This window comes from Mangrovactinospora gilvigrisea (assembly GCF_001879105.1).
In the GTDB taxonomy this organism is placed as follows: domain Bacteria; phylum Actinomycetota; class Actinomycetes; order Streptomycetales; family Streptomycetaceae; genus Mangrovactinospora; species Mangrovactinospora gilvigrisea.
In genome coordinates this window covers 1-16,739 of record NZ_MLCF01000103.1, presented here as the reverse complement: position 1 = coordinate 16,739, position 16,739 = coordinate 1, and the positions used below count along the sequence as shown (strand labels likewise).

Below are 16,739 nucleotides of genomic sequence, written 5' to 3'. Positions count from 1 at the left end.
CGAGCCGGGTGTTGCGCGGAGGGGGCGCAGCGCACGATCCTGTTTCCCGCACGCGTTCTACACGCGTAACTCCAGGTTCTGTTCCGGGACTGGACGCACTGTCAGCCAGGCAGTCAGGGGAGTCGGAGATGTCAGTGGACCGCAGGACGTTCCTCAAGGACTCGGCGCTGGCCTCGGCCGCGCTCGCCACGGCAGGCGGGACGGTGGCGGCCGCGACCGCCCCCGCTGCGGCGGCGGACACCGGTGAGCGTCACGGCGGCGGCGCCGGCCCGCGGACCGCGACGTTCACGGTCCTCGGCACCACCGATCTGCACAGCCACGTGCTGAACTGGGACTACGACCTCGACGCGGCGTACAGCGACAAGGCGGGCGACGAGGTCGGCATCGCGAAGATCGCGACGCTCGTCGAGCGGCAGCGCGCGCTCAAGGGCCGCGACCGCACCCTGCTGATCGACGCCGGGGACATCATCCAGGGCACCCTGCTCGCGTACTACTACGCCCGGGTCGACCCGATCACCAATCCGCATGTCGTCCACCCGATGGCCGCCGCGATGAACCACATGAAGTACGACGCGGCCGCCCTCGGCAACCACGAGTTCAACTACGGCATCCCGGTGCTGCGCAGGTTTCAGTCCCAGCTGGACTTCCCGTTGCTGGGCGCGAACGCGCTGGACGCCGCCACGCTCAAGCCGGCCTTCCCGCCCTTCACGATCAAGCGCATCGACGTGCCGGGGCGGCGCCCGATCAGGGTCGGCATCCTGGGCCTGACCAATCCCGGCATCGCCCTGTGGGACCACGACAACGTGACCGGGAGGATGGAGTTCCCCGGCCTCGTCGAGCAGGCCAAGCTCTTCGTGCCCGAGCTGCGCAAGCACTGCGACGTGGTCTTCCTCACCGACCACTCGGGCCTGGACGGCTCCACCTCCTACGGCGACGAGGTGCCGTACCCCGAGAACGCCTCCAACCTGGTGGCCGAGAACGTCCCCGGCATCGACGCGATCCTGGTCGGCCACACCCACGTCGAGGTCGCCCAGAAGCTCATCACCAACAGCGAGACCGGAAAGACCGTCGTGCTGTCCGAGCCGTACTGCTTCGGCAAGCGGCTCTCCGTCTTCGACTTCGCACTGAGCCTGGACGGGCAGGACCGCTGGCAGGTCGACTCGATCGCCGCCTCCGTGCTCAACAGCAGCACGGCCGAGGAGGACCCGGAGGTCGTCAGGCTGCTCGCCCCGTCCCAGGCGGCCGTACGCGCGTACGGCAACACCGAGATCGGCGCCAACGGCGCGGACATGCCCGGCACCAACGCCTGCTGGGAGGAGACGGCGCTCGTCGACTTCATCCAGTTCGTGCAACTCAAGAACGTCAAGGCGGGGCTCACGGGTGATGCTGCCGCGCTGCCCCTGATCTCCGTCGCCGCGCCCTTCTCGCGCCTCGCCGATGTGCCGACGGGCACCGTGCGCATCCGCAACCTGGACGGCCTCTACCCCTACGACAACACCCTGTACGCGAAGAAGCTGACGGGTGCTCAGCTCAAGGCGTATCTCGAGTTCGCCGCCAAGTACTACCACCAGGTCCCCGTCGGCACCGCGGTGGACACCTCGACGCTGACGAACGCCAACTCCATGCCCGACTTCAGCTACGACATGGCGTACGGGGTGTCCTACGAGATCGACATCGCCGCCGCCGAAGGCAGCCGGATCAGCGGGCTGACGTACCAGGGCGCGGCGGTCGCCGACGACCAGGTGTTCGTGGTGGCCGTCAACAACTACCGGGCCTCGGGCGGCAGTGGATACCCCTTCATCTACGACGCCGAGACGGTGTGGAGCACCACCGCCGAGGTCCGGCAGATGATGATCGACTACGTGAAGGAGGTCGGCACGCTCGACCCCGCCGTCTTCACGGGCAATTACTGGAAGCTGACCCAGGGCGGAACGCCGGTGTTCGGCTCCTGACCGGCCGCGGAACCGGGTGCCGTCGCGCGTCGTGGCGATGCCGCCGGCGGCCAGGACCCTGTTGCGTGTGGTTTCGCCCCGTCCGGCGGGGCGCGGCGCGGGGGCCGCGACGTCACGGCAGGTCGAAGAGGCGGGCCGCGTTGTGGTGGCAGACCGCGCGGAGCCAGGCCGGGCCGAGGTCCAGGCGCTCCAGGACCTGGAGCTGGTGGAGGTAGGGGTAGGGGATGTTGGGGAAGTCGGTGCCGAGCAGGATCCGGTCGCCGAGGGCGTCGAGGCGGGGAAGGGCGCGGCGGGGGAAGGGCAGGAAGCTCTCGGTGAAGTCGGTGAGCACCATGGTGGTGTCGAGCCGCACCTCGTCGTGGCGCTCGGCGAGGTCGAGGAACTCCTCGTACTCGGGCATGCCGAGGTGCGCGACGATCAGCCGGAGGCGGGGGTGGCGGGCGAGGACCCGGGCGACGGGTTCGGGGCCGGTGTGCTTGCCGGGCATCGGCCCGCTGCCGCAGTGGATCACCACGGGGATCCCGGCCTCGGCGAGCAACCCCCAGGCCGGGTCGAGCAGTTCGTCGGCCGGGTCGTAGTCGCCCACCTGGACATGGGCCTTGAAGACGCGCGCGCCGGCCTCGACCGCCGCGCGGACGTAGCCCTCCACGCCCGGCTCGGGGTAGAGGGTGGCGGTGTGCAGGCAGTCGGGGGTGCGGCGGGCGAAGTCGACGGCCCAGCCGTTGAGCCAGCGGGCCATGCCGGGCTTGTGCGGGTAGAGCATCGCGGTGAAGGCCCGGACGCCGAACTCCCGCAGCAGGGCGGTCCGTTCCGCCTCCTCCGCGCGGTAGGTGATCCGCCACGCCAGATCGCCGGGGAGCGAACCGAGCGCGTCGAAGTAGCTCCACACCTTGTGCAGCACGCGTTCGGGCATGAAGTGCGTGTGGACGTCGACCAGCCCTGGCAGCCCGAGACCGCCCCAGAACCGCCGCACCTCCGCGGCCTCGTCGGCTTCCGTGGTGCGCGTCGGCTCCACCCGGCGCTCCTTCCCCTCGGCGATCACCGCCAGGGTGCCATGCCGTCAGGGCGCCGCGCCGTCGGGGCGCCAGAGCCAGCGGAGGGCGTCGGGGAGCAGGACGCCGCCGTGGTTGGGGCTGTGCGGGCCGTCGCCGAGGACGAGGCGGAAGTCGTATCCCGCCTCCGCGAGGGCGGCGGCGACGCGGAGGTTGTTCGCGAGCCAGTTGCGCTCCGGGGCGTTCCAGCGCAGGTCGCGGTGGCCGGCCTGGAGGAAGACGCGCAGCGGCTTGGGCGGTTCGGCCGGGATGAGCGCGGGGTAGGGGTTGCCGCCCGGCATCTGCGTGAAGCTGGAGAGGTAGCCGATGACCTTGCGGAACCTGTCCGGGCGGAGCCATGCCGCGGTGAACGCGCAGTTGCCGCCGGAGCTGCCGCCGCAGATCCCCCACCGGTCGGGGTCGTCGGTGATCGAGAAACGCGCCGTGACCTGCGGAATGATCTCCGTGAGCAGGAACTCGGCGTAGCGGTCGTCGAAGGCGTCGTACTCGTTGTTGCGGTTCTTGGGGTGCTCGGCGTCCGGGAAGAGCCCGGGGTCGACGAAGACGCCGACGGTGACGGGGATGTCGCCGCGGTGGACGAGGTTGTCCAGCACGATCCCGCCGCGCACCTCGCCCTCGGGGTCGAGGTACCACCAGCCGTCCTGGAAGACCATCAGGGACGCCGGCTCCGCGGGGTCGTACCCCGCCGGCACATGGACCCAGAACTTCCGCACGGTGCCGGGGTAGACGGCGCTGTCCCGCCACGTGAACCCGATCGTCTCCCCGGCGGGAACCCCCGGCCGCGCCACGGAGTCGGGCCCGTGCGCGTAGCGCACGTCGGACTGGTCGATGGGCAGCGGCTGATACGGGATCACGGCGGACATGCGCCGGAGCGTAGGACGATCACCCGCGCGCGGCAAAGCAATTGGTGATCGGCCTCTGAGCTGCGGTGTTGTGGTGCGGGGGAGCGGTTGGTGGTGTTGACGGGGCTGGTGGGGGGCGGCATGATGTTCGGGTGCGTGGCCTACGCCGAACCTCCTTCGACCGTCCCCAGCGCGGTCTTCCGACGGAGGCAAAGGGACCAGCGTCTCAGGCCGTTGCCGCAGTCCGATCGCCTCGGGCGAGGCTGCTGGGGAGCCGGTGCTCAAGGCGTGGAAGGCCGCGATGACCAGCCGTAGGAACTTCAAGCGCCAGGTGCGCGCACGTGCCGCCAAGACCGGCGAGTCCTACACGTCAGCACTCCGGCACTTCCGTCCGACTCCTTCAGGAGACGTCATGTCGGAAGCAAGGACCCCCAGGAGCGTGCGCCTCGCCGTGGCGCAGACCCCCGTTCGAGAAGATCCCCGAGATGTTGCCGCGCTGCGCGAGAGCGGACGCCAGGTCCGCGCGCTGATGCGCGAGGCCGCCGCTCAGGACGCGCGGATCGTGCACTTCCCGGAGGGCGCGATCTGCTTTCCCGGCAAGCTGGTGATGTCCGTCGACGGCCCCGACGCGGTCGGCCCGGCGGACTGGGACCGGTGCCAGTGGCCCGCGCTGCAGGCGGAGTTGGCCGCGGTCGCCGAGCTCGCCCGCGAGCTGCGGCTGTGGACGGTGATCGCCTCGCCGCACCGTCTGACCGGGCCGAACCGTCCGCACAACAGCCTCTACGTGGTCTCCGACCGCGGCGGGGTCGTCACCCGCTACGACGAGCGGCAGCTGTCGCGGACGAAGGTGTCCTACCTGTACTCGCCGGGCGCCTCGCCGGTGGTGTTCGACGTCGACGGGGTGCGGTTCGGCTGCCTGCTGGGCATGGAGGTGCACTACCCGGAGCTGTTCGCGGAGTACGAGAAGCGGGACGTCGACTGCGTGCTGCTCTCCACGACCGGCGTCTCCCCGGGCAACGCCGCCGTCCAGGCGCAGGGGCACGCCGCGGGCAACAGCTACTGGGTCAGCTTCTCCGTGCCCACCCAGCACGCCGCCACCGCCCCGTCCGGCGTCATCGCCCCCAACGGCGACTGGCTGGACCGCTGCCCCGCGGACGGCTCGCCGTGGGTGGCGGTGGTGGACCTCGACGAGGGCGCGTCGAGCGCCGTCGAGGCGGTCACCCACGCCCGCCCCTGGCGCCGCGCGTCGCGCGCGGGCGTCTACGCGGAGCACCGGGTGACGGACCCGCGCAGCGAGGACCGCACCGCGGCCTTCTGAGCGGGCATGGCGGGGCCCGCGTCGAGGAAGCCTTCCTCGGTGCGGGCCTTCCGGCGGATGTGGGGCGGTGTGGCGGGGTGAGGTGGGCGGCGGGGGTCGTCGGGACGGCGGCGGTGCTCGGCCTGGTGGTGCTGGGGTGGGCGCTGCGGCGCCAACTGCTGCTGCGCCGGGCCCGGTTGACGGGCGCGGTGGCGCGCGGGACGTGCACCGCGCGCTGGGCGGTGGAGGCCGGCGCGCAGGGGCGCGAGGCGCGGGCGTGGCACCGCAGCTACGAGTTCCGGCCCGAGGGGCGGGACGCGTCCGTGGTCCTCGAGGAGGTGGACGCCGGGGACGCCGCGCCCGGGGAGGCGGTGGAGGTGCGCTATCTGCCGGGGCGGCCGGAGGTCGCGGTGGTGGCGGCGCGGGTGGGGCGTGCGGTGGTGGTGCAGGCGGTGGGGGCCGGGGTGCTGCTGGCGGTCGCGGGGGTCGCGGTCGGCGATCTCGTTCGGTGATGGCTGCGTGCGGCCGATGGGTCTGGGTGCGGGCCGGGCTCCCGGGGTGAACTGGGGCCATGCCCAAACCGGGCGCCCAGAGCCGAGGAGTTCGCCATGACCAGCACCGCCGCCCTCACCGAGCAGAGCAAGGCCGTCGTCCTGAACTACATGGAGACGCTGACCACCGGCGACTTCGACGCGCTGCGCGGCTTCTTCGCCGCCGACACCACCTGGACGCTCGCCGGCGACCTGCCGGTCTCCGGCACCTGGACCGGCCCGGAGGAGATCCTCGACGTCTTCGTCCCCAAGGTCGCCGCCAAGCTCGTGCCGGAGTCGATGGAGCTGGAGTTCCACGGCGTGATCGCCGAGGGCGAGCGGGTGCTCGCCGAGTGGGACACCCGCGGCACCACCCTGGACGGCCGCGCCTACCAGCAGCACTGCCTGGCCGTCTTCACCGTCCGCGACGGCCGGATCGCCGCCGTGCGCGAGCACTTCGACACCCTGCACGCCCAGCAGATCCTCTTCTCCTGACCATCCGAAAGGCTGATGACGATGACGACGACGATGAAGGCCATGCTGCCCGGCGGCCCGGACAAGCCCGTGCTGCTCGGCGCGGCCCCCGCGCCCGAGCCCGCCCCCGGCGAGGCGCTGGTCGCCGTGGAGGCCTACTCGGTCAACCGCGGCGAGACGCTGCAGCTGGACGGCGGCCTGAACCGCCGCTGGGAGGGCTGGCGCCCCGGCAAGGACGTGGCCGGCACCGTGCTGCGGGCCGCCGCGGACGGCAGCGGACCCGCCGCCGGCACCCGGGTGGTGGCGCATCCGCCGGCCTGCGGCTGGGCCGAGCGCGTCGCCGTCCCCACCACCGGCCTCGCCGAACTGCCCGACGGCATCGACGCGGTGACGGCCGCCGCGCTGCCGCTGGCCGGCATCACCGCGCTGCGGCTGCTGCGCGCCGCCGGACCGCTGGTCGGTCGCCGGATCCTGCTCACCGGGGCGAGCGGCGGGGTGGGCCACTACGTCACCGAGCTGGCCGCGGCCGCCGGCGCGCGGGTGACGGCGGTCAGCTCGGGACGCGAGCGCGGCGCCCGGCTGCTGGAGCTGGGCGCGGCCGAGCTGGTCACCTCCGTGGAGCAGGCCGAGGGCCCGTTCGCGGTGGCGCTGGAGTCGGTGGGCGGGACGAGCCTCGCCGCGGCGCTGGCCCGGCTGGCGCCCGGCGGGCAGCTGATCTGGTTCGGGCAGGCCGGCGGCGCCCCGGCGACGCTGGACTTCTTCGACTTCTTCGCCGGCCCGAACCAGGCGTCGATCCGGCACTTCGACTACACCGCCTCGGCGGAGACGACCTACGGCGAGGAGCTGGCGACGCTGGTGCGGCTGGTGGCGGCCGGGCGGCTGCACCCGGAGATCGGCACCGTGCGGGACTGGGCCGAGACCAACGCGGTCATCGCCGAGCTGCGGGGACGCCGGATCCGCGGCAACGCCGTGCTCACCGTCGGTCCGTGAGAACGGGCCCGTTGCGGATGATTGACATCGGGACGATCGCCGTATCCTGGAGCCATGACCGCCTTGTCTCCCTCCCCCGACGCGCCCGATCTGTCGTACCTGCTGGACCACACCGGCCATGTGCTGCGCACCCGGATGGCCGCCGCCCTGGGCGAGCTCGGCCTGACGGCGCGCATGCACTGCGTGCTGGTGCACGCCCTGGAGGAGGAGCGGACGCAGATCCAGCTCGCCGAGATCGGGGACATGGACAAGACCACGATGGTGGTGACGGTGGACGCGCTGGAGGAGGCGGGGCTCGCCGAGCGCCGTCCGTCCAGCACCGACCGCCGGGCCCGGGTGATCGCCGTGACGCCGGCCGGCGCCCGCCTCGCCGTCAAGAGCCAGCAGGTGGTGGACGGGGTGCACCGCGCGGCGCTGGAGTCGCTGCCGAAGGGCGAACGGGACGCGCTGCTCAAGGCGTTGACGCGGCTCACCGAGGAGCACCTGGCGGAGCCGTCCCCGCAGGTGGAGGGGGCGCGCGGGGCGCGGCGGGCGCGGCAGAAGGGGTGACGGGGCGGGACCGCCCCGGCGAGAGCATCCGAAATAGATAGTCTGCAACGGACCTATCTGCTACGGTCTCTTCAACGACGCAATCGTTGAAGGGATTCCGACCGTGTCCGCACGCAGTTCCCGCCCTCTCGCACTGGCGACCGTCGCCGCAGCGATCCTGATGGACGTCCTGGACGGCTCCATCACCACCGTCGCCCTGCCGTCCATCCAGCGCGACCTGCACTTCAGCGCCGCCGGCTGGAGCTGGGTCGTCAACGGCTACCTGCTCGCCCTCGGCAGCCTGCTGCTGCTCGCCGGCCGCCTCGGCGACCTGCTGGGCCGCCGCCGGATCTTCCTCGCCGGGGTCGGCGTCTTCACCGCCGCCTCCGCCTGGGCCGGGCTCGCCGGCTCCGCGGGGATGCTGGTCGCCGCCCGCTTCGCGCAGGGCGCCGGCGCCGCGATGGCCTCCGCGGTGGGCCTGGGGATCCTGGTGACGCTCTTCCCCGAGCCCCGCGAACGGGCCCGCGCGCTGGGGGTGTTCGCCTTCACCGGATCGGCGGGCGCGGTCCTCGGTCAGGTGCTCGGCGGCGTCCTCACCCAGACCCTCGGATGGCACTCCATCTTCTTGATCAACCTGCCCATCGGGGCGGCCGTGCTGCTGGTGGGGGCGCGGGTGCTGCCCAAGGAGCGCGGACTCGGGCTGCGCGCCGGGATGGACGCGCTCGGCGCGGCGCTGGGGACCGCCGGGCTGCTCGCCCTCATCTACGGCATCGTCGGGGCGCGCCCGCTCGCCTGGGGCGCCGGCCTGGTGCTGCTGGGGCTCTTCGCCGTCCGGCAGGCCACCGCCCGCAACCCGCTGCTGCCGCCCCGGGTGCTGCGCAACCGCTCGGTGCTGGGCGCCAATCTGGCGATGCTGCTGATGGTCGGCGCGCTCTTCTCCTTCCAGGTGCTCACCGCGCAGTACCTCCAGGACGTCGCCGACTGGGGCGCCGCCGCGACCGGGCTGGCGATGCTGCCCGCCGCGCTGGCGATCGGCGCGGTGTCGCTGGGCGCGTCGGCGCGGCTCATCGGGCGGTTCGGCGAACTGCGGGTGCTGCTCTTCGGGTTGACGCTGCTGGTGGCGCTGCTGGTGCTGCTCACCCGGATCCCCGAGCACCCCGACTACCTGCTCCAGCTGCTGCCGCTGATGCTGCTGGGCGCCGGTTTCGGGCTGGCGCAGCCGGCGCTGCTGGGGCTGGGGATGTCCGGCGCGGGGGAGGGGGACGCGGGGCTGGTCTCCGGGCTCTTCACCACCTTCCAGCAGGTGGGGATGGCGTCCGGGGTGGCGGTGCTCTCCACGCTGGCGGCGTCGCGGACGGAGGCGCTGCGGCACGCGGGCGCCGCGCAGGCGGCGGCGCTGGCCGGGGGGTACCGGCTGGCCTGGGCGGTCGGCGCCGGGCTGCTGGTCGCGGCGGCGCTGACGGCGGGGACGCTGGCGCGGCGGCGCGCGGCGGGGGCGGCGCCCGCGGAGGAGCGCCGCGGGGCGCGGGAGCAGGTGCCGACGCGCGGATGAGCTCCGCCCGGCCGCCCTGCTCCCCGAGCCCCCTTCGGGGGGCCTCCCGCTACGGCACCACGTGGCCGGCGGCGCGGAAGAGGCGGTACCACTCCTCGCGGGTGAGGGGCAGCTCCGACCCGGCCGCGGACTCCGCGACCCGGCCCGGGTTGGTGGTGCCCAGCACCACCTGCATGTTCGCCGGGTGGCGGGTGATCCAGGCGACGGCGATGCCGGTCGGGGTCACCCCGTACTTGCCGGCCAGCTCCTCCAGCACGTCGTTGAGCTCGGCGTAGTTCTCCCGGTCGCCGAGGAAGACGCCGTCGAAGAAGCCCTTCTGGAACGGCGACCAGGCCTGCAGGGTCATCCCGTGCAGCCGGGAGTAGTCCAGCAGCCCGTTGTCGCGGCTGACCGACTGGTCGAGGCCGCCCATGTTCGCCGCGATGCCCGAGGCGATCATCGGGCAGTGCGTGATGGACAGCTGCACCTGGTTGGCGACGAGCGGCTGGCGCACCGCGCTCTTCAGCAGCTCGATCTGGCCCGGGGTGTGGTTGGAGACGCCGAAGTTGACGACCTTTCCGGCCGCGTGCAGCGCGTCGAAGGCCTCCGCCACCTCCTCCGGCTCCACCAGGGTGTCGGGCCGGTGCAGCAGCAGGACGTCGAGGTACTCGGTGTGCAGCGCGGCGAGCGACTCGTCGACCGTCCGGAGGATGTGCTCCTTGGAGAAGTCGAAGAAGCCGGGCCGGATGCCGACCTTGCTCTGGATCGAGATCTGCTCGCGCTCGGCGGCGGTGAGCTTCACGGCCTCGCCGAACCTCTCCTCGCAGCGGTGCCGCGCGGGGCCGTAGATGTCGGCGTGGTCGAAGGCGTTGACGCCGGCGTCGCGGGCGGCGCCGTAGAGGGTGCGGATCTCCTCGTCGCCGAGCTCGCCGATGCGCATCAGGCCGAGGACGACATTGGAGGCGGGGACGCGTGACTGCGGGAAGGACAACGTTTTCACGGCCCCATCCTCGCCGGTCCGCGAGCGGCCTGCCAGGCCCGCCCCGGGCCACCCTGGGGAAGAAGTTATCCACAGGCGCGGGACGGGCCGTGCGCGGCGGGCCGCGGAGGCGGGAGGCTGGGGACCGAGGGCAGGGAGCACATCGAGCGGGTTGGGGGCGGTTCGGGTGAACGAGACGGCGATCACCGTGGTGGGCAACACGGCGACGGACATCCGGTTCCAGCGGACGGCGGCGGGGGTGCCGGCGGCGAGTTTCCGCCTCGCCTTCCGGCCGCGCCGCTACAACCGGGAGGCGAGCTGCTGGGTCGACGGGGACACCAGCTTCGTCACGGTGTGGACGTTCCGCGGGCTCGCCGAGAACGTCGCGGGGAGCGTGGAGCGGGGCGATCCCGTGGTGGTCACCGGCCATCTGCGGGTGCGCGACTGGGAGCGGGAGGGGCAGCGGCAGACGGTGGTGGAGGTGGAGGCGCGCTCGGTCGGCCACGATCTGGCGCGGGGGACGTCCGCGTTCCGGCGGATGATCCGGGAGCCGTCGCCGGAGGCGGGCGCGGGCTCCGGGGCCGCGGTTCCAGCCGATATGTCGACTCACTGACGCGTTATGCGAGGCCGTTCGTAACGATTGGGAGTCGGTGGCTCCGCGATCCTTATATCCGACTGGTTCTGCCATGGGCGCCTCTAGGATCCGTATCCGTAATGAGGGGGACCAAAGTCTCGGGCGGGGTGTGTGGGGAACGCTCCGGTCCTGGAGGGGATTTGATGAGGCTTCAATCTTTCAAGAGCGGTGGCGCGCGTCTGTCCGCGCTGCTCGCCGCGGGCGGCCTGATCGCCGCCGGCTCGTTCGCTATGGCCGGTCCGGCCGCGGCGGACGGCGCCGACGGCGCGGCGCCCGCGTCCACCGGCGGTGCCCAGGCGGTCCTGGTCAACGCGCCGGGCTCCAACCGCCTGATAACCACGGGCGAGGGCGTCAAGATCGACGGACTGTCCCGCCTGGAGACCGCCGGGCTCTTCACGCTGCAGAGCGACGGCCAGAACCTGCAGACCTACTGCATCGACTTCGGGCACCCGGCGCAGGGCGGCTCGAAGTACCAGGAGGTCGACTGGAGCGCCTCCAAGCTGGCCAACAACCCGGACGCCGGCAAGATCAAGTGGATTCTGGAGAACTCCTACCCGGCGCTCACCGTCCAGCAGGTGGCCCAGAAGTTCGGGATCAAGGGCCTGACGGCGAACGGTGCCGCGGCCGGCACCCAGCTCGCCATCTGGCACTTCTCCGACGGCAAGAACGGCCACGCCAAGGACGCCGCGGCCGAGCAGCTGGCGAAGACGCTGGAGGGCAAGGCGGTCAACGCCTCCGAGCCGACGGCGTCGCTCTCGCTGAGCCCGACGACGCTGGCCGGCAAGTCCGGCGACAAGCTGGGCCCGATCACCGTCAAGACCACCGCCCAGTCCGTCCAGTTGAAGCTGGACGACGCGGCGGTGCAGAAGAAGGTCCAGGTCGTCGACGCCAACGGCAAGCCGGTGACGTCCGCCACCAACGGCGAGCAGCTCTTCCTGACGGCCCCGAAGGCCGCGGACGCGCTGCAGGCGCAGCTGACCGCCACCGGCGCGAGCGCGACCGTCCCGGTCGGGCGTGCGTTCACCGGTACCACCTCGCAGGGTGACGTCAGCCAGACGATGATCCTGGCCGGCTCCAAGACGATGCAGCAGCAGGCCGGTGCGCAGGCCTCCTGGGCGGCGTCCACCACGACCGGCCCGGTGCCGAGCGTGAGCTTCGCGCAGAACTGCGCCAAGGGCGGGGTCGAGGTCACGGCCACCAACAAGGGTGACGAGAACTTCGAGTTCGAGCTGGCCGGGCTGAAGTACACGATCAAGCCGGGCGAGTCGAAGTCCATCCTGGTGAAGGTCGGCGAGGACCAGCCGTACAAGATCAGCATCGCTGGTCCGAACGGCAAGAGCTGGGTCGGCAAGGGTGTCCTGAACTGCCAGAAGGGTTCGGGGACGCCGAGCGGCGGCGGTTCTTCCGCGTCGCCGACGCCGACGGCCACGCCGAGCTCGTCGCCCTCCCCGAGCGGTGGGCTCGCCGAGACCGGTGCGTCGTCCTCGACGCCGATGATCGCTGGTATCGCGGTGGCGCTGCTCGCCGTCGGCGGTGTCGTGGTCTTCGCGGTGCGGCGGCGTCGGGCCTGACGCCTGAGCGCTGCTGAACCGAGGTAGCGCGGCGGCGCGCGGTGGCCCGTGCCACCGTCCGCCGCCCCCCGCCCCGGCTCCCCGTCCGCCCTGCCGCGCAGGGCACCGGGGGTGCCGGGGCGGCGCCGTGTCCGGGCACAGCGCCGCGCCCGGGGCGGTGCCGTGGCGAAGTGATGTGACCCGGGGGCGGGGGGTGCGGCAAGATGGGATGAGCATCCCCATCCAAAACCCAGGCGTTCGAGCGGACGGATCCAGTTGGCTGAGTTCATCTACACCATGCGCAAGGCGCGCAAGGCGCACGGCGACAAGGTCATCCTTGACGACGTCACCATGTCGTTCTATCCGGGCGCCAAGATCGGTGTCGTGGGACCGAACGGCGCCGGCAAGTCCACGATCCTGAAGATCATGGCCGGGTTGGAGCAACCGTCCAACGGCGACGCCTTCCTCACCCCCGGCTACAGCGTCGGCATCCTCTTGCAGGAGCCGCCGCTCGACGAGTCCAAGACGGTCCTGGAGAACGTCCAGGACGGCGTCAAGGAGACCAAGGCCAAGCTCGACCGGTTCAACGAGATCGCCGAGCTGATGGCCACCGACTACTCCGACGAGCTCCTCGCCGAGATGGGCAAGCTCCAGGACGACCTCGACCACTCCAACGCCTGGGACCTCGACGCCCAGCTGGAGCAGGCGATGGACGCCCTCGGGTGCCCCCCCGGCGACTGGCCCGTGGTGAACCTCTCCGGCGGCGAGAAGCGCCGGGTCGCGCTCTGCAAGCTGCTGCTCGAGGCGCCCGACCTGCTGCTCCTCGACGAGCCCACCAACCACCTGGACGCCGAGTCCGTCCAGTGGCTGGAGCAGCACCTGGAGAAGTACCCCGGCACCGTCGTCGCCGTCACCCACGACCGGTACTTCCTCGACAACGTCGCCCAGTGGATCGCCGAGGTCGACCGCGGCCACCTCTACGGCTACGAGGGCAACTACTCCAAGTACCTGGAGACCAAGGCCTCCCGCCTGAAGGTGGAGGGCCAGAAGGACGCCAAGCGGCAGAAGCGCCTCAAGGACGAGCTCGACTGGGTGCGCTCCAACGCCAAGGGCCGGCAGGCCAAGTCGCGCGCCCGTCTCCAGCGCTACGAGGAGATGGCCGCCGAGGCCGAGAAGATGCGGAAGCTGGACTTCGAGGAGATCCAGATCCCGCCGGGCCCGCGTCTGGGCAGCGTCGTCGTCGAGGTCGAGCACCTCAACAAGGCGTTCGGCGACAAGGTGCTCATCGACGACCTGTCGTTCACCCTGCCGCGCAACGGCATCGTCGGCGTCATCGGCCCCAACGGCGCCGGCAAGACGACGCTCTTCAAGATGATCCAGGGTCTGGAGCAGCCCGACTCGGGCAGCATCAAGGTCGGCGAGACGGTCGAGATCTCCTACGTCGACCAGAGCCGCGCCAACCTCGACCCCAAGAAGACGCTCTTCCAGGTCGTCTCCGACGGGCTCGACTACATCAACGTCGGCCAGGTCGAGATGCCGTCCCGGGCGTACGTCTCGGCGTTCGGCTTCAAGGGCCCGGACCAGCAGAAGCCGGCCGGCGTCCTGTCCGGCGGCGAGCGCAACCGCCTCAACCTGGCGCTGACGCTCAAGCAGGGCGGCAACCTGCTGCTCCTCGACGAGCCCACCAACGACCTGGACGTGGAGACGCTCTCCAGCCTGGAGAACGCGCTGCTGGAGTTCCCCGGCTGCGCCGTGGTCGTCTCCCACGACCGCTGGTTCCTCGACCGCGTGGCCACGCACATCCTGGCCTACGAGGGCGACTCCAAGTGGTTCTGGTTCGAGGGCAACTTCGAGTCCTACGAGAAGAACAAGGTGGAGCGCCTCGGTGCGGAGGCCGCGCGCCCGCACCGCGCCACCTACAAGAAGTTGACCCGCGGGTAACTTACCCCGCGGGCACGACGGTACTGTGGACGGCGGCGGCCGAGAGGCCGCCGCCGTTCCTGTGAAGCGCGAAGGGATCCCACGCCGTGGCCAGGCATGTCTACCGCTGCCCGCTGCGCTGGTCGGACATGGACGCCTACCAGCACGTCAACAACACCGTGTTCCTGCGCTACCTCGAGGAGGCGCGCATCGACTTCATGTTCACGGTGGCCGACAGCGGCGGGGTGGAGTTCCGCTCCGGCATGGTGGTCGCCCGCCACGAGATCGACTACCGCCGGCCGCTGGTGCACCGCGCCGAGCCGGTCCTCGTCGAGACCTGGGTGGAGAAGATCTCCGCGGCGTCGGTGCGCCTCGGGTACGAGGTGAAGGACGCGGAGGAGGACGGCGGCGTCGTCTACGTCGCCGCGGCGTCCGTGCTCGTCCCCTACGACCTGGAGGAGAAGCGGCCGCGCCGCTTCAGCCCGGAGGAGCGCGAGTACCTGCTGAAGTTCCAGGACGACGCGCCCGCCGCCGGGGCGGCGGCGTGAGGACGCCCGACGGTCCCGCGCTCGGCGCCTTCCTGCGGCGCCTGCTGCACTTCGACAAGGCCGCGGCGGTGCGGCTCACCGGCCCGCCCGGCGGCGGGCTGCTCGCCGTCTTCGGCCGCCCGCCCTTCGAGGTGCTGGCGATCCGCACGATCCGTGTCGACGGCCTGCCCGAGGCCGGCGTCGACGCCACCGTCTCGGCCGGCGAGCTGCTGGAGTCGCTCGGCGAGGACGGCGGGTTCGCGATCCCCTCGGCGCTGAGCGTCGCCGCCGCCTGGGCCGGGATGCTGCCGCCGCGCGGCGGCTGGACGGCGGTCGCGTCGCCGGGCGTGGACGAGCTGCGCAGGGCCGTCGCGGGGGGCGTGCGGGAGTTCCGGCAGCGCGTGGAGTCGCTCCCCGAGCAGCGGCGCACCCGCGAGGAGCTGGACGCCACCGCGGCGCGCGTGTGGGACGCACAGGTCGGCGGGGCGGTCGACGGGCTGCCGCTGCGGGTGGCGCACGCGGCGTCGGGGATGGGCTTCCTGCCCGCGCCCGCCGAGCATGCGGGCGAAGGGGCGGCGGTGCTGCGGAACGGTCCGTGGTGGCGGCTGCGGACGGAGTACGGCGAGGTGGCGTACCGCCGCCCGGTGGGCGCCGGACTGGGGCTGACGGTCGGTTAGGCCGCCCGGGGCGGCGTTGGCGCGTCCGGGGCCTGCGTCAGCCCTCCTCGGGGGTGTTGACCATGCTGGCGGCGGCGTAGAGCAGGTAGTTCCACAGCTCGGTCTCGTGCTCCGGGGCGAGGTTCAGCTCGTCCACGGCGGTGCGCATGTGGCGCAGCCAGGCGTCGTGCGCGGCGCGGTCGACGCGGAACGGGACGTGGCGCATCCGCAGGCGCGGATGGCCGCGGTTCTCGCTGTAGGTGCGGGGGCCGCCCCAGTACTGCATCAGGAACAGCGTCAGCCGCTCCTCGGCCGGGCCGAGGTCCTCCTCCGGGTACATCGGCCGGAGCAGCGGATCGTCGGCGACGCCCTCGTAGAAGCGGTGGACGAGCTTGCGGAAGGTCGGCTCGCCGCCGACGGCGTCGTAGAACGTCTGCGAGGTCACGTATCTATCGTGTCAGACGGGTACGGGTGACCGGGAAGGGCGGCGGTGTGAGGTGGATCGGGTGACGGCGGAGCTGGATCGGGTGCTGGTGGCGGCGCGTGCCGGGCTGGACGCCGCGCTGGCGGCCGCGGGGCGGCCGGCGGATCCGCGGTGGCGGGAGGCGTTCGCGGCGGTGCCGCGGGATGTGTTCGTGCCGGAGTTCTGGCACGGCGAGCACGGCGAGCACGGCGCGGACGGAGCCGCGGGCGGTATCGGGGGCGGGGGGCTGGTGCGGTATGCGCGGGATGCGCCGACGGCGGGGGAGCGGGAGGCGTGGGCGCGGGCGGCGTACCACGACTGCGCGCTGGTGACGCGGGTGGAGGGCGGCCGGGCGGTGTCGTCGAGCAGTCAGCCCTCGCTGATGGGGCTGATGTTGGACGCTCTGGGGCCCTCGGCGGGCCTGGGGCGGGTGCTGGAGGTCGGGACGGGGACGGGGTACAACGCCGCGCTGATGGCGCGGGTGCTGGGGGACGAGGGGGTGGTGACCGTGGACGTGGAGGAGGCGATCACCGCGCCGGCGCGGGAGAGGCTGGCGGCGGCGGGGTTTCGGCCTCGGGTGGTGACGGGGGACGGTGCCGTTGCCCTGGCTGGGGAGGCCGGGTCCTTCGACGCGGCGATGGTGACGTGCGAGGTGCCGCGGTTGGCGCGGGCCTGGACGGAGGAGGTGCGCGCGGGGGGCGCGGTGCTCGCGCCGGTCCTCGCCGGGTTGGTGCGGGTGGTGGTGGAGGGGCCCGGGCGTGCGGAGGGGCGGTTCCTGCCGACCGGAGCGTTCTTCGTGGGGATGCGGGGGGAG

The 16,739-nt window shown here is 72.4% G+C and carries 17 protein-coding genes; 13 read left to right on the top strand and 4 right to left on the bottom strand.

The window, feature by feature from the left end; translation table 11 throughout:
* Positions 1-128: 128 nt before the first annotated feature.
* Positions 129-1,952, top strand: a complete 1,824-nt coding sequence (locus BIV57_RS17390) for a bifunctional metallophosphatase/5'-nucleotidase (protein ID WP_071657753.1) — start codon at positions 129-131, stop codon at positions 1,950-1,952.
* A 112-nt stretch (positions 1,953-2,064) separates the two neighbouring features.
* On the opposite strand, the gene BIV57_RS17385 is transcribed toward BIV57_RS17390, so the two are convergent.
* Both BIV57_RS17385 and BIV57_RS17380 read right to left on the bottom strand, forming a co-directional pair.
* Complete coding sequence (locus BIV57_RS17385; RefSeq protein ID WP_245797768.1) at positions 2,065-2,994, bottom strand: amidohydrolase family protein; 930 nt, start codon at positions 2,992-2,994, stop codon at positions 2,065-2,067.
* 18 nt (positions 2,995-3,012) lie between these two features.
* Positions 3,013-3,867, bottom strand: coding sequence for an alpha/beta hydrolase (locus BIV57_RS17380; protein WP_071657751.1), 855 nt, complete (start codon positions 3,865-3,867; stop codon positions 3,013-3,015).
* 391 nt (positions 3,868-4,258) lie between these two features.
* On the opposite strand from BIV57_RS17380, the gene BIV57_RS17375 reads away from it, so the two are divergent.
* From BIV57_RS17375 to BIV57_RS17350, 6 genes are all read left to right on the top strand, one after another.
* Positions 4,259-5,164: a carbon-nitrogen hydrolase family protein gene (locus tag BIV57_RS17375; RefSeq protein ID WP_245797766.1), complete on the top strand. Its 906-nt coding sequence runs from the start codon at positions 4,259-4,261 to the stop codon at positions 5,162-5,164.
* 77 nt (positions 5,165-5,241) lie between these two features.
* The gene (locus BIV57_RS25280; RefSeq protein ID WP_071657750.1) at positions 5,242-5,655 is read left to right on the top strand and encodes a DUF3592 domain-containing protein; all 414 of its coding nucleotides are present in this window, start codon (positions 5,242-5,244) and stop codon (positions 5,653-5,655) included.
* A 96-nt stretch (positions 5,656-5,751) separates the two neighbouring features.
* Positions 5,752-6,168 carry a nuclear transport factor 2 family protein gene (locus BIV57_RS17365; protein ID WP_071657749.1) on the top strand — a complete coding sequence of 139 codons (417 nt, stop codon included), beginning with the start codon at positions 5,752-5,754 and terminating at the stop codon, positions 6,166-6,168.
* Positions 6,169-6,201: 33 nt separating this feature from the next.
* Entirely contained in the window at positions 6,202-7,137 is a 936-nt protein-coding gene (locus BIV57_RS17360; protein ID WP_071657748.1) for a zinc-binding dehydrogenase, read from the top strand.
* Between the two features lie 54 nt (positions 7,138-7,191).
* Entirely contained in the window at positions 7,192-7,686 is a 495-nt protein-coding gene (locus BIV57_RS17355; protein ID WP_071657747.1) for a MarR family winged helix-turn-helix transcriptional regulator, read from the top strand.
* A 94-nt stretch (positions 7,687-7,780) separates the two neighbouring features.
* Positions 7,781-9,217, top strand: a complete 1,437-nt coding sequence (locus tag BIV57_RS17350; RefSeq protein WP_071657746.1) for an MFS transporter — start codon at positions 7,781-7,783, stop codon at positions 9,215-9,217.
* Positions 9,218-9,266: 49 nt separating this feature from the next.
* Here BIV57_RS17350 and BIV57_RS17345 read toward each other — a convergent pair whose 3' ends face one another.
* The gene (locus tag BIV57_RS17345) at positions 9,267-10,196 is read right to left on the bottom strand and encodes an aldo/keto reductase (RefSeq protein WP_071657745.1); all 930 of its coding nucleotides are present in this window, start codon (positions 10,194-10,196) and stop codon (positions 9,267-9,269) included.
* A gap of 166 nt (positions 10,197-10,362) precedes the next feature.
* Here BIV57_RS17345 and ssb point away from each other — a divergent pair, with 166 nt between their 5' ends.
* The 5 genes from ssb (at position 10,363) to BIV57_RS17320 (ending at position 15,483) form a co-directional block, all read left to right on the top strand.
* The gene (ssb, locus tag BIV57_RS26165; protein ID WP_071657744.1) at positions 10,363-10,788 is read left to right on the top strand and encodes a single-stranded DNA-binding protein; all 426 of its coding nucleotides are present in this window, start codon (positions 10,363-10,365) and stop codon (positions 10,786-10,788) included.
* Between the two features lie 164 nt (positions 10,789-10,952).
* Positions 10,953-12,380 carry a thioester domain-containing protein gene (locus BIV57_RS17335; protein ID WP_071657743.1) on the top strand — a complete coding sequence of 476 codons (1,428 nt, stop codon included), beginning with the start codon at positions 10,953-10,955 and terminating at the stop codon, positions 12,378-12,380.
* A gap of 255 nt (positions 12,381-12,635) precedes the next feature.
* Positions 12,636-14,300, top strand: a complete 1,665-nt coding sequence (gene ettA, locus BIV57_RS17330; RefSeq protein WP_071657742.1) for an energy-dependent translational throttle protein EttA — start codon at positions 12,636-12,638, stop codon at positions 14,298-14,300.
* A gap of 86 nt (positions 14,301-14,386) precedes the next feature.
* Positions 14,387-14,827 carry an acyl-CoA thioesterase gene (locus BIV57_RS17325; protein WP_071657741.1) on the top strand — a complete coding sequence of 147 codons (441 nt, stop codon included), beginning with the start codon at positions 14,387-14,389 and terminating at the stop codon, positions 14,825-14,827.
* Positions 14,824-15,483, top strand: coding sequence for a DUF8185 domain-containing protein (locus BIV57_RS17320; RefSeq protein ID WP_071657740.1), 660 nt, complete (start codon positions 14,824-14,826; stop codon positions 15,481-15,483). The genes BIV57_RS17325 and BIV57_RS17320 overlap by 4 nt, the downstream gene beginning before the upstream one ends.
* 37 nt (positions 15,484-15,520) lie before the next feature.
* On the opposite strand, the gene BIV57_RS17315 is transcribed toward BIV57_RS17320, so the two are convergent.
* Entirely contained in the window at positions 15,521-15,907 is a 387-nt protein-coding gene (locus BIV57_RS17315) for a globin (RefSeq protein ID WP_071657739.1), read from the bottom strand.
* Positions 15,908-15,968: 61 nt separating this feature from the next.
* Between BIV57_RS17315 and BIV57_RS23585 the strand changes: the two genes are divergently transcribed.
* Positions 15,969-16,739, top strand: a 771-nt coding sequence (locus BIV57_RS23585; RefSeq protein WP_175548783.1) for a methyltransferase domain-containing protein, incomplete at its 3' end; no start/stop codon positions are given.